Annotated in this window: 14 protein-coding genes; 9 read left to right on the plus strand and 5 right to left on the minus strand. The window is 67.3% G+C overall.

Annotation, left to right across the window (positions count from 1 at the left end; all coding sequences use genetic code 11):
- Nucleotides 1–665, plus strand: a 665-nt coding sequence (locus B4L26_RS09405; RefSeq protein WP_290718307.1) for a S1 RNA-binding domain-containing protein, incomplete at its 5' end; no start/stop codon positions are given.
- Nucleotides 666–741: 76 nt separating this feature from the next.
- On the opposite strand, the gene B4L26_RS09410 is transcribed toward B4L26_RS09405, so the two are convergent.
- Genes B4L26_RS09410 through B4L26_RS09425 form a run of 4 tightly spaced genes read right to left on the minus strand, consistent with a single transcriptional unit; the run spans nucleotide 742 to nucleotide 6213 of the window.
- Nucleotides 742–2391, minus strand: a complete 1650-nt coding sequence (locus tag B4L26_RS09410; RefSeq protein WP_290718309.1) for a hypothetical protein — start codon at nucleotides 2389–2391, stop codon at nucleotides 742–744.
- A complete protein-coding gene (locus B4L26_RS09415; RefSeq protein WP_290718311.1) occupies nucleotides 2388–3290 on the minus strand; it encodes an ABC transporter ATP-binding protein in 903 nt (300 codons plus the stop codon). The genes B4L26_RS09410 and B4L26_RS09415 overlap by 4 nt, the downstream gene beginning before the upstream one ends.
- Nucleotides 3287–4105, minus strand: a complete 819-nt coding sequence (locus B4L26_RS09420; protein WP_290718313.1) for a MerR family transcriptional regulator — start codon at nucleotides 4103–4105, stop codon at nucleotides 3287–3289. Before B4L26_RS09420 ends, B4L26_RS09415 begins: the two co-directional genes overlap by 4 nt.
- A 59-nt stretch (nucleotides 4106–4164) precedes the next feature.
- Complete coding sequence (locus B4L26_RS09425) at nucleotides 4165–6213, minus strand: neutral/alkaline non-lysosomal ceramidase N-terminal domain-containing protein (protein WP_290718315.1); 2049 nt, start codon at nucleotides 6211–6213, stop codon at nucleotides 4165–4167.
- Nucleotides 6214–6283: 70 nt separating this feature from the next.
- Here B4L26_RS09425 and ybaK point away from each other — a divergent pair, with 70 nt between their 5' ends.
- Entirely contained in the window at nucleotides 6284–6766 is a 483-nt protein-coding gene (gene ybaK, locus B4L26_RS09430) for a Cys-tRNA(Pro) deacylase (protein WP_290718317.1), read from the plus strand.
- 20 nt (nucleotides 6767–6786) lie between these two features.
- A complete protein-coding gene (locus B4L26_RS09435) occupies nucleotides 6787–8286 on the plus strand; it encodes an amidase (protein WP_290718319.1) in 1500 nt (499 codons plus the stop codon).
- Between the two features lie 6 nt (nucleotides 8287–8292).
- Here the strand turns inward: B4L26_RS09435 and B4L26_RS09440 are convergent, their stop codons facing one another.
- Nucleotides 8293–8775, minus strand: a complete 483-nt coding sequence (locus B4L26_RS09440) for a hypothetical protein (protein WP_290718321.1) — start codon at nucleotides 8773–8775, stop codon at nucleotides 8293–8295.
- A 109-nt stretch (nucleotides 8776–8884) separates the two neighbouring features.
- Here B4L26_RS09440 and dapB point away from each other — a divergent pair, with 109 nt between their 5' ends.
- The 6 genes from dapB to B4L26_RS09470 all read left to right on the plus strand — a co-directional run.
- Entirely contained in the window at nucleotides 8885–9640 is a 756-nt protein-coding gene (gene dapB, locus B4L26_RS09445) for a 4-hydroxy-tetrahydrodipicolinate reductase (RefSeq protein ID WP_290718323.1), read from the plus strand.
- Between the two features lie 11 nt (nucleotides 9641–9651).
- On the plus strand, nucleotides 9652–10134 hold the full coding sequence (locus tag B4L26_RS09450; protein WP_290718325.1) for a hypothetical protein: 483 nt from the start codon (nucleotides 9652–9654) through the stop codon (nucleotides 10132–10134).
- The gene (locus B4L26_RS09455; RefSeq protein ID WP_290718327.1) at nucleotides 10131–10694 is read left to right on the plus strand and encodes a TIGR03086 family metal-binding protein; all 564 of its coding nucleotides are present in this window, start codon (nucleotides 10131–10133) and stop codon (nucleotides 10692–10694) included. The genes B4L26_RS09450 and B4L26_RS09455 overlap by 4 nt, the downstream gene beginning before the upstream one ends.
- A gap of 12 nt (nucleotides 10695–10706) precedes the next feature.
- Nucleotides 10707–11159 (plus strand): flavodoxin family protein, encoded by a 453-nt coding sequence (locus tag B4L26_RS09460; RefSeq protein WP_290718329.1) that lies wholly within the window; start codon nucleotides 10707–10709, stop codon nucleotides 11157–11159.
- A 290-nt stretch (nucleotides 11160–11449) separates the two neighbouring features.
- Entirely contained in the window at nucleotides 11450–12223 is a 774-nt protein-coding gene (locus B4L26_RS09465; RefSeq protein WP_290718331.1) for a hypothetical protein, read from the plus strand.
- Nucleotides 12224–12254: 31 nt separating this feature from the next.
- A partial coding sequence (locus tag B4L26_RS09470; RefSeq protein ID WP_290718333.1) for a hypothetical protein occupies nucleotides 12255–12611 on the plus strand: 357 nt, incomplete at its 3' end.

A 12611-nucleotide genomic window follows, 5' to 3' on the forward strand; every position in this document is an offset into this window, starting at 1 on the left:
ACATCCTCGGCGCCGAGGATGCGTTCGGCGACATGGACTTCAAGGTTGCCGGTACCAAGGACTTCGTGACCGCGCTGCAGCTCGACACGAAGCTCGACGGCATCCCGTCGAAGGTTCTCGCCGGTGCGTTGAGCCAGGCGCGCGACGCCCGTCTAACAATCCTCGACGTCATGGCCGAGGCCATCGACGAGCCCGACGAGATGAGCCCGTACGCACCGCGCATCACGACCATCAAGATCCCGATGGACAAGATCGGCGAGCTGATCGGGCCCAAGGGCAAGACGATCAACGGCATCACCGAGGAGACCGGCGCCAACATCTCCATCGAGGACGACGGCACCGTGTTCGTCGGTGCGACCGACGGCCCGTCGGCGCAGGCCGCGATCGACAAGATCAACGCCATCGCCAACCCGCAGCTGCCGAAGGTCGGCGAGCGCTTCCTGGGCACGGTCGTCAAGACCACCGCCTTCGGCGCGTTCGTCTCGCTGCTCCCGGGCCGCGACGGCCTGGTGCACATCTCCAAGCTCGGCAAGGGCAAGCGCATCGACAAGGTCGAGGACGTCGTGAACGTCGGCTCGAAGCTGCGCGTGGAGATCGCCGACATCGACGAGCGCGGCAAGATCAGCCTCGTCCCCGTCGCCGATGAGGCACCTGCCGACGCCTGATCGCCAGCATCGCCCCAGCGCGGTGGATTGTGACCTCTACATGGTCACGATCCACCGCGCTGTTCGTTGTTTGGAACTACGTTGCGACGATGTCGCGCTGCTTCATCCCCGCCAGCCCCGCCGCTATTCCAATAACTGCGACGACGATGGGCATTGCCACGGCGGTCCAGGGCATCCATCCACTGACACCACTGGAAACGGCATCGGGCCCGTGGCCCAACAGGCTGAATGAACGTGCCCACGCCGGCAGTCTGAGCAGTTCGGCGAACACCGCGGTGAATGCACTCCACGCGACGACCGCCCAGACGATCGACGACTGCCGGGGAAGCCAACCCACCGCGGCGGCGGCGATCCCGATCGCCGCGAGTATTCCGGGCGCTTGGGCCAGCGGGTACGCGAGGGCCCATCGTGCCGTCCCACCGTCGGCAACGGCATAGGTGAGCGCCGCCTGCATGGCCGCGCCGACCACCAGCAGGACGATCGACCCGACTACGGCGAGCACGATCCGTGCGAGAAGCGGTCCGGCCCGGCGGATTCCGGTTGCCAACTCCGTGTCGAGCAGACCACTGCGTTCCTCGGCGCAGGCGCGCAGCACCGCCAGCACCCCGTAAACCATCGGGAGCAGCCCGATGAACACGTAGCTGAACGAGAAGTACTGACGCACTGGATCGGTCGCCGACGACAGGTCGTCGAACATCGACCCGGTCGCCGAGTCGGTGCCGACCAGTGTGATGAGCGCATGGCTCATTCCGCCGAACAAGGCGGCGATGCCGGCTACCGGCAGACACCAGAGGAGCAGCGAGCCGCGGTTGAGGCGCCATATCAGCGACGACGGCGACACCCCTGCCAGCCGGCGCGGCCGATGCGACACCGGGGCGAGGAGACCGGCGCCGAACTCCCGGCGGGAACGGGCGGCGAAAGCCGTCGTGAACAACGCCGCGGAGACCATTGCCGCGGCTACTAACGGGCCCGCGTTGTTGTGGGTGTACGGGGCGACTGCGTCTTTGATGCCGAACCAGGTCACCGCGCGAAGCCAGTGCCACGGGGTCAGATCGGCGCCCACCCGGGCAGCAAACGCTGCCGCGAGCACGGCCCAAGCCGCTCGGCGCGTCGAGGACGCGTCCCAGAAGAGTTCCGACACCACCAGTGTCGTGGCACCGACGCCGATACCGGTCATCGCGACGACCAGCCCAAATGCAGCCGCGCCGGCGACGGTCATTTCGGTGGAGCCCACGGCCTGCAACGCCAGGACAAGGCCTGCACCCAAACCGAGTATCGCGTTCGTTGCGATGAGCACCATCGCGATCGTTGTCGTCGGCGTCCACCGCCCGAGGCCGGCGGTCGCGACCACCTCGGCGCGCCCCTGGTCCTCGTCGACCCGAGTCATCGACACGGCGAGGGTCAGTGTCATCACGGCGGTCAGCAGGATTACGTAGGTGCCCATCTCCCATTGCGCCAGTTGGCCGAGGGTGCCAGGCAGCGGGAGCTGTCCGTACAGGACTTTGGTGGCGTCATTGCCCCGCAGGCTGTCGACGAGGGAGGCGCGTGAGGCGAGGTCGGGATAGGCGCTCTTGTAGCTCGGCGCGGTGACGGCGACGAGGCCGATGATCGGCACCAGCCAGCAAGCCAACCGCAGCCGGTACCGGCGAACCGTCAGGCGCAGCAGCGGGCCGAGTCCGCGCAGGTCCGATCCGAGGGTCGTCGAGGGTGTCGCGAGCACGGTCATGTCACGCCCGTCCCGTAGTGCCGCAAGAACAGTTCTTCCAGGCTCGCGGGGGTGCAGGTCACATCGGTGACCCCTCGCGCCGATAGGACGCCCAGGACGTGGGGGACCTCGCCGCGCGGGACTGCCCAGCCGACCTCCGCATCGGCGGCGTCGGAAACCGATTCCGACGGAGAGAGGCCGAGCGTCGCGATGTCGTCGACGAGCCCGGGTGGCGGTGAGCCGACGCGGATCGTGGTCGCCGAGAGGTGTCGCAGTGCCGAGAGCGGTGCCGACTCGACCTGCCGACCGTCCTTGATGATGGTGACGTAGTCGCACAGCCGGTCGACCTCGGCGAGGATGTGGCTCGACAGCAACACACCGCGGCCGTCGGCGGCGGCCTCGGAGACCAACGAACCGAAGAGGCGTTCCATGAGCGGGTCGAGTCCCGACGTTGGCTCGTCGAGGATCAGGAGTTCGGTGGGCGCTGCGAAGGCCGCTATCAGCGCGAGCTTCTGCCGGTTCCCTTTGGAATAGGTCCGCACCCTCTTGTCGGGGTCGAAATCGAAGCGCCCGATCAGGTCGGCCTCGACATCGGGGCGGCGGGCACCGCGCAGTCCGGCGAGCGCATCGAGGACCTCGGCGCCGGTCAGATTGGGCCAGAGGACGACGTCACCGGCGACGTAGGAGATCCGGCGGTTGATGGTCGATGCCTCGCGGGCGGGATCGGCACCCAGGACGGTGATCGATCCGGCGTCGGCGTGATAGAGGCCGAGAAGCGTGCGAATCGTGGTGGATTTGCCGGCACCGTTGGGGCCGAGGAATCCGTGCACCTGCCCCGGTGAGACCGCCAGGTCGAGGCGGTCGACGGCGATGAGCGACCCGAACCGCTTGATCATCCCCCGAACATCGATCTGGTTCATGAGCGCGGCGCCTCGTCGGCGATCGGCGGGTGCTGGGCACCGAGACGCCCGAGCCATTCCGATGCCAGGGCTTCGACGTCGACGTCGGGGAATGCGATCCGTACCAGGCGGGTACCCAGGGAGGTGACTGTCCCTCCGTCGGAAACGGTGATCGCGGCGAGTACTTCGGCGAACAAATCGGGGTGTTTGGCCATCGACCGGGACACGGCCGCGGTGACCAAGTCGCGTGCCTCGAGGTCGTCGGCGTCCTCGGCGATGCGCGCCATCGATTCGAAGATACTGACGATGTCGTCCTCGTCGTCGGCATCGAGTGCGGCGATGAGGTCGTCGACTGCCGGAGGCAGCTGCCCGCGCACCGCCAATACGGTGGCCATCGACCGTTCCATCTCCATCGCCTGTCGCGATCGGTCGTCGGGCATTCGTTCGGCGAGCCGCCGGTAGAACGCGGAGAGTCCGGCCGGTAGGGGAGACACGTCCTCGTCGTTCTCGGTCCGTTCGATGAGCACGCAGATGCTCGAGCGCGTGGCCTGCAGTCGTGCGAGATGTCGGTCGATGTCGGCGAGGACGTCGGTGAGTTCACCGACGACGGCTTCGGAATCCAGTGGACCGGCGGCCGGAAGCAAGTCCCGGATCGCGGTGAGGGACAACCCGCTCGTGACCAGCCACCGGATGCGGAGCACCCTGGCGAGATGATCGAGGCCGTAGTCGCGCGCACCGCCGACGGTCGCGGGCACATCGAGCAAACCGAGGTGGTGGTAGTGACGGACCGTGCGAACGGTGGTGTCGGCCAGGTCCGCGAGCTCGGAGACCTTCATGCCTCCATCGTGCGCTGTGACGTTACGTCACAGTCAAGGATCGGCGAGAGGGTGCTCAATCAGCCGACGGTGATCGGTCCCGTTGTCCCGGTGAATTCCCGCAGCGCTCCCGACGGTGCCTTCGCGTCGCCGTAGTAGCGGATCCGGTACGTGCCGGCGGTACCACGGGGGATGCGCCAGACGATCGTCGTCAGCGATGCGGAGTCGTTGCCCGCCGGACGTGCCCAGTGCAGTTCCGTCGACTCGTGGTCGTCGTTGAAGGCGGTCGTCCAGCCGGTCGCGGTGCGCTTCTCGACGGCGAAGTAGCCCTTGGTGTTGCGGCCTCGGCGGATCCGGTTGGTCGGGAAGGCGCCGCAGAACACCACCCGCACCGTGTCACCGCCGCGGGCGCGGCCCGCAGGCGCGGAGACGACGTCGCCGAAGCGCTTGCCCGGGATCGGGGTATCGGCGGGCTGGGCGCCCAACAGATCGGGCTGCATCCCCGAGTTGTCGGCCGGCCGAGGACCGGTCGACAGTCGCGCCCCGCGCGCCATCGCGCGGGCCATGCCGTGGAACTCCTGCTGGTAGGCGCAGAGCGTCCAGCGTCCGAACATCGTCTCGCCGCCCTCGTACTGCTGTGAGACGTATTCCTCGGGCGTCGTCACGTACTGGCTGTAGCCGTTCGAGTACCCCTGCAGCAGGACGTTGTGCAGCGGTACGCCCAGTGCGTCGGCGACGACGCGCCGGATGCGCAATCCGGCCACGATCGTCGCCTCGGCGGGCACAGCGGCCAGCACCAGATCACCGATGCGGATGAGCTGCAGCGGTAGCGTTTGCTCGATCCAGGGCCGTGGCGGAAGGGTTCCGAGCGGGAAAAGGATGGCCTTGGGCGCCTGGTTGTCGATGATCCACGGCTCCGGCGTCGGGGTCGCGCCTGCGCCCAGGGCCATCGCGAACTCGTTGCGGAAGCCCTCATTGAGGAAGCCCAACTGGCTGCGGGTGTTGTCCTCCTGGCTCGTCGCCGCAGCGGCGGCACCCATCATCGCCGGCGACGTGCGGGCCGGGCGACCACTCGGGGTGAAGTCCCCGCTGATCGCGACGTCGGCAAGGTTGACGTACCGCGCGGAGGAATCGACCCCGCTACGACTCATCGTCGACGCGGAGCCGAGTGCGCGTTGCGAAGCGCGGTCCTGTCGCTGCCCGATGATGATGCGGTTGGTCCGGTTGTTTGCGGTTGGGCCGCCAGGGTGCATCTTGCGCAGCCACAGATTGGGCGTCATGTCGCCGGCATTGGTCTGGGCATGGGCGCTGATGACGCCGGGGGCGCGCTGCTCGGCGAGGTAGGCGGCGTAGCCCTTGTTGTCCGAGGAGATGAGGAAGTTGGCGTCGGTCAGCGACGTGCCGTGCGTCGCGAACCACGTGATCTCGCCGATCACAGACCCGCCCTGCCGCAGTCGCAGTGCTGTGACCTGAGGGTCGATCCGCTGCGGGAAGTGGCGCTGATCGGCAGCGGGGTTGAGGATGAAGGCCGGCTGGGAGCGGTTCGCACTCGCGTTGTGCAGCTCGGAGTGCCCGAGTTCGACGGTGCCCGGTGCGAGACTGCTGTGCGCCTGCTCGACGGCGTCGAGCAATCCGGCCATCTCCGCGACCAGCGAGTTGTGCCGGTGGCCCTTCGCGGCGAGGACGTACGCGTAGTCCCACGACGTCCCGCCGCACGAGTTGTGGTTGTGGGTCGCGTTGATATTGACGTTGTGCAGGTTGTAGGTGTCGCCGTAGCGCTTGGCCAACTCCGCTAGAAGCAGGGAGTGGTGGGAGGTGAACACGCAGGCGAGATCGGCGGTGATGAACAGCACTCGCTTGCCCGTCGCGGCGTCGGCGATGATGAACGCGCGCGCCCAGGTGCGCTGCAGAAGGCCGTTGGCCACCTGGTCCATGTCGGAGTAGCCCATCATTCCCTGGCCGGCGATGGCGCCGGTCAAGTCGCCCTTGCCCGCGCCGACGAGGTAACCGGAAGGTGCCGCGTGAGCGTGGCCGGGTCGGGTCGTCGTGCCGGCGGCGCCGATCAGCCCCACACCGGCTGCCGTGGTCGCCGATGCGCGCAGGAACCCGCGCCGTGAGACTCCGGACATGACACCCCTCGAGACTGTGAATGCGATCTTGTGAGGAGAAGGGTATCTGGCCTGGTCTAGGGTGGCGGCCGTGGCCACCGGAACACCAGCGATCACCGCGCTGCGCGCAGCGGGCGCGGCCTTCTCGGTCCATGAATACGAGCACGATCCGCGAGCGGCGTCCTACGGACTGGAGGCCGCGGCGGCGTTGGGGGTCGACGCCGAGCGGGTGTTCAAAACACTGCTCGCCGACGTCGACGGGGAGCTCTGCGTCGGCATTGTGCCGGTGACCGAGTCGCTGGACCTCAAGGCCCTCGCCGCGGCACTGGGCGGCAAGAAGGCACGGATGGCCGACCCCACCGTCGCCGCGCGCGCCACCGGATACGTCGTCGGCGGCATCTCTCCGATCGGGCAGAAGCGCCCCCACCGCACGGTCCTCGACGAGACCGCCGACCTGTGGGACACCGTGTTCGTCTCCGGTGGGCGCCGCGGTCTCGACGTCGAGTTGGCGCCCGCAGACCTGGTGGCGCTGACCGACGCAACGGTGGCCGAGATTGGCACCACCACGCGCTGATGGCAATTAGGCTCGGGCCCATGAACCTCGACGAGTACATGAGCCACGATGCGACCGGCCTGGCCGAGCTGGTCGCCGCCAAGGAAGTCACGCCGAAGGAACTGCTGGCGCTCGCCCGCAAGCGGGCCCAGCAGGTCAACGGCAAGCTCAACGCGATCGTCATCCCCGTCGACAGAGAGGCCGACGCGCAGGTCAAGGGCGACCTGTCGGGCCCGTTCGCCGGCGTGCCGTTCCTCATCAAGGACTTGTCACAGGAGTACAAGGGCTATCCGACGACCTGTGGATCGCGAGCCCTGCGCAACGACGTCGCCACGGAGAACGCCCTGGTCACCCAACGCTTCCTCGACGCGGGTCTGGTGGTCTTCGGTAAGACGGCGACACCGGAGTTGGGTGCCAAGGGCATCACCGAGTCGAAGCTGTGGGGCCCGTGCCGTAATCCGTGGGACACCAGGCGCACGCCGGGCGGGTCGTCGGGCGGATCGGCGTCGGCGGTCGCGGCGGGTGTCGTGCCCGCGGCCGGTGCGAACGACGGCGGTGGCTCGATCCGCATCCCGGCCGGGTGCAACGGTCTGGTCGGCCTGAAGCCGAGTCGCGGCCTGACGCCCTACGGACCGCAGACCGGCGAGCCCATGTTCGGTATGGCGGTCCACGGTGTCGTGGCGCGGACCGTGCGCGACAACGCTGGGCTGATGGATGCCATCATCGGGCGCAACCAGCTCGCGGACTTTGCCGGTGCGATGCCGTCGCGCAAGTTCGTCGAGGTGATCAAGAAGAAGCCTCGCAAGCTCAGGATCGGCTTCTCCGCCCAGTCGGCTATCACCGCCAAGCCCGACCCGGAGGCGGTCAAGGCCGTCGAGGCGACGGCGCAGCTGCTGACCGATCTGGGCCACCACGTCGAGGAGGTCAAGCCCCCTTACGACGACAAGGCGCTGGCGGAGACCTTCCTGAACATCTGGTTCGCCCAGCTGGCCGGACAGCTCGCCGACATCAAGGCGCGCACGGGCGCCAAGGACGGCGACTTCGAGTCCGACACCCTCGCCATGGCCGAGATCGGGCGGGCCAACGGCGCCGTCGGGGCCTTGCAGGCATTGGCGAAGGTCGTCGAGTACACGCACGCGATGGAGGCGTTCTACACCGAGCACGACTTCTTCCTGACGCCGACGATCGCGCGCAAGCCGGTCAAGATCGGGGAGTTGGAGACCGCAGCGCCGCTGCAGGTGGCCTCGCGGCTGGTGCACCGGATTCACGGCGGCAAGGCGCTGTTGGCGACCGGTGTCATCGAGCAGATGATCGTCGACAACCTCGGTTGGGTGCCCTATACCCAGATGGCGAATATGACCGGCCGCCCCGCGATCAACGTCCCCGTCTACTGGACCGACGACGGCCTTCCGCTGGGCGTGCAGTTCAACGGTGCCCTCGGCTCCGACGGTGCGCTACTGCAGCTGGCCGCCCAGTTGGAGGAGGCGGCGCCGTGGGTGCAGCGTTTCCCGGCCGAGCCCAAGCACCACTTGGCCGACTGACGCGGCTCAACGGGGGCGGACTCCGACGACTGAATAGACGAACCCCGGCGGTACGTCGTAGGCGAAGGTGCGCAGTGGTAGGCGTGCCAACACGTCGTCTGACAGCGCCACCTTGTAGTGCAGCGACAGATTTCCCGTGAACTTCGGATCGAGGACGGAGAGGTTGGGCAGGTCGAGCAGTAGGCCGGTCCCGTCGAGTGTGGCGGTCACCATCGAACCGCGAGACCCGTGCCACGGGTAGTCGACAGCACGTCCCGCCTGTTTGGGCACGGTCGACAGTGTGCCGAGGACCCGTTGCTTCGTCAGGGCCAGCGCACCGACGTAGCCGCGGATGTTGCTGGCCGACGACTTGCCCGGCACCTTGCCGGAGAACCTGAAGGTGACGGGGACGGACTCCTCGAGGAAGACCACTCCTTCGGATTCGACGGCGGCCCTCATGTCGTCGGGCAGCTTGCCGACACCGAGGAGCTTGCGCAGGAAGACGGCCATGCGTGGAGAGTACCCGCGGCGGCGGCGGCCGCTATCTGGATCGGGTGGGTCACTCTCTCGCGTCGTCTCACTAGACTGGCGGGGTCACATCGGTGAGGAAAGGTGTTTCATGGCGGACAGCATCAGGGTCGGCGTGCTCGGCAGCAACGGCAAGGTCGGGCAGGCGATTGTCGCCGGTGTGCAGGCTGCCGCGGACACCGAGTTCACCGTCGGCGTCGACAAGGACGATGCGCTCTCGGCATTCGTCGACTCGGGCACGCAGGTCGTCGTCGACTTCACCCATCCCGATGTCGTCATGGACAATCTGCGCTTCCTCATCGACAACGGGATCCACGCGGTCGTCGGGACCACCGGGTTCACCGCCGAGCGACTCGAGCAGGTCCGGGCGTGGGTCGACGCCAAGCCCGGCGTCGGCGTCCTCATCGCGCCGAACTTCGCCATCGGCGCCATCCTCTCGATGCACTTCGCGCAGCAGGCCGCACGCTTCTTCGACTCCGTCGAGGTCATCGAGCTGCATCATCCACAGAAGGCCGATGCGCCGTCGGGAACAGCCGGGCGCACCGCGGAGCTGATCGCGGCCGCGCGCGCCGAGGCCGGCCTGGCGCCGATGCCTGACGCTACGTCGACCGGTTTGGAGGGTGCGCGCGGAGCCGTCGTCGGGGATGTCCACGTGCATTCGATCCGACTGTCCGGGTTGGTCGCCCATCAGGAGGTGCTGTTCGGCACGCAGGGGGAGACGCTGACCATCCGGCACGACTCGATGGACCGCACATCGTTCGTGCCCGGCGTCCTGCTGGGCGTGCGCGAGGTCGGTGCGCACGCGGGGCTGACCGTCGGGCTCGATGCGTTCATGAACCTGTCGTAGGAGCGTCGACGATGAGCGCCGATTCGGCCAAGCGCAGTGCCACGCCGACGTTGCTGATGATCGGCCTGCTCGTCGTCGGCCTGATCATGTACATGGTGATCCTCGGCTGGCGCGGCTTCCAGTTGATCGCCTCGGGGACCGCGGCCGGGATCGGCGTCGGGATCGGGGTGCTGATCTTGCCTGTGCTGGGCGCCTGGATGATCTATTCGACGCTGGCGGCGGGGCTCTGGCACCAGCGGCTGGTGGCTGCGGCCCAAGAAGTTGGGCGCGACCTCGACGTCTCCGAGCTGCCGCGACGCGCGTCGGGTCGTATCGAGCGCGAGGCAGCCGACGAGTTGTTCGAGCAGGTGCGCACCGAGTGGGAGGCCGACCCCGACGACTGGGTCAACACCTACCGCATCGCCCGTGCCTACGACTACGCCGGCGACCGCACACGAGCGCGTCAGATGATGAAGACCGCCGTCGCGCAGTACCGGGCGGTGTCAGGGACATGAACGCGGTGGAGGCGTTGGAGGAGGCCGCGCAGGACTGGGCGGCCCTCGTCGCGCAGACCGACGCCGAGGCGATGGACTCGCCGAGCGGATGCGGGGACTGGAGCAACCGCGAGCTGATCGATCACGTGATTGGCGGGGGACACCGCTACGCGATGTTGTTCGCCGGATCCAGCGCCGCCGATACCGCGGTGACTCGCGGCAACGACTACGTGGCCGACGACGCGGTGGCGCAGTTCTGGCGCTACGAATCGATGATGCGAGAGGCGATGGACGCGGCCGACCTCGACGCGACCGTCGACCACCGTGCCGGGCCGTGCCCGGGCAGTGAACTGCTCGCGATGCGGGTGATGGAAATGGTGTTGCACTCCCAGGATCTGTGCGTGGGGCTCGGCGTGCCGTGGGAGCCGTCGGATGCGGTGGTCGAGTTCGTGCTCGCCGACGCGGCTTCGCCGATTGAGCGGATCCGAGCTTTCGGGGCGTTTGGACCGGCGTTGGTCCCGGTGTCGCAGCAGCCCGTCGATCGTTTGCTGGCCTTTACCGGCCGCCGTGCAGGTGACTAGGAAGGGACATCGATGGCTCGACTGCTGATCGTGCACCACACGCCGTCGCCGCACTGCCAGGAGATGTTCGAGGCGGTGGTGGCGGGTGCGACCGATCCAGACATCACCGGCGTCGACGTGGTGCGTCGGGCCGCGCTGGCGGTGACGGCGAGCGATTTCCTCGACGCTGACGGTTACGTACTGGGCACGCCGGCGAATCTCGGGTACATCAGCGGAGCGTTGAAGCACGCCTTCGATACGTCGTACTACCAGATCCTCGACTCGACGCAGGGCCGCCCGTTCGGGCTGTACCTGCACGCCAACGAGGGTGGTGAGGGCGCCGTGCGGGCGGTGGACTCGATCACGACGGGCCTCGGATGGGCGCGCGCCGCCGCCGACGTCGTCGTCTCCGGCAAGCCGACCAAGGACGACGTCCAGAGGTGCTGGGAACTGGGGGCCACCGTGGCGGCTGGGTTGATGGGGTAGTGCCGGGTCCGCGTGAAGCGCCGAGTTTCGGCAGGCGTGATGGAGGTTGTTATCGGAGCCGCCGCCTAGGATGGTGGACGGCAGGCACACCCGGTCTGCCCAGAGACGCCGAGGCCCTGCCGAAGCGGACTCCGACCGGGCTCGACGCGTATTTGGCGATCCCGGTTCAGCCTAGAGGGTGACTTGTGCCCGTAATTGGGGGGTCGGTCACATCGGGGTCGGTGAAGTCTTGGTGGCGGCGCCGCACCAGGAGGATTGCCCCTTTGTCAGATGACGAAACGCTCTCACCCATGCTCGTGCGCAACTTCCAGAATCACCACGGTCTATCGCGCCCGGGATTCCTTGAATATCGCACGAAGGCCAACGTCAAACCGAAGGCTTACAGCTCCATCCTGTCGGTGAAGGATCAGAAGGCGCTGCTGCACCACATGGGCGTCGACCGTAGAAAGGTCGAACAGCAGCGCGAGCGCGCCCGACAGGTCGCGGTGACTCCCGTCCGCCCCTTCAATTCCGCGCCCCCATCGCCTCCGCCTGTCGACTTCCAGGACCAGATCGACGAGGCGCTGTCGAAGTTAGGCAAGACGAGATACGCGCTCGTGGAGCTGACGAAGGGCCACCTCGACGACAGTGACAGCGGCCGGTGTCGCGAGTGCGATCAGCAAGCTCCCTGCCTTACCAAGCGAGAGATGAATCGACTTGGCAATGACCTGCTCGACGAGATCGCGGTATGGGGGTCAGGTGGTGGGTCAGACAATGAATTGACGTCGATCCCCGACCCGGAACGTCGTCTGAGACGGATCTACTCAACCCGCGACCGATGGTTGGAAGTCCTGGTGATGTTCACGAAGGACCATATGAATGAGGATCACCACAAGAAGTGTGGCGTCTGCAAGGTCGATGATCCGTGTGGGGTCAAGACGGCGTTCCTACGGGTCAACCGTGGTATCGCGTGGCGCGTCGCGAACGAGTTCTACGTCATGGACGACGAGGAGTTGCGCAGCGTTTTCCATTGTCGCCCTCGATACGACTACGCCCACGACGATGAGGAGTGGAACGCGCAATAGTCATCGCGGCCCAACCACTCGTACTGTCGCTGTGGGCGTCGAGGCGATCGCCGTCGCCTTCCACACTCCCTGGTGCTGGATCGCCCTTCGGGGCCGGCGTGTCGTACCAGGTTCATCTGTCAGGGTGCGCCGCTACAGTTCTGCGGTGACGACGAACGCTGACCGCGCCCTGGAAGTCTGCCGTGACCGCGTAGCTCGCTCCGCCGAGACCCGCGCCACAATCGGGTCGATATGGAACGAGTACATCGGGCAGGTTCCGCGTCGGTTCGTGTTGAAGGCGGGGCGCGACGATAGCCACCGGATTGTCGCCGTTGAGACCTTCGATCGGATGCCGGTTCGCCTGAGCACGTTGTTCGGTGAGTGGCTGTTGTCGGCGCCGGTTGAATCC

The sequence above is a fragment of the Gordonia sp. UBA7599 genome, from assembly GCA_002477755.1.
Taxonomy (GTDB): Bacteria; Actinomycetota; Actinomycetes; order Mycobacteriales; family Mycobacteriaceae; genus Gordonia.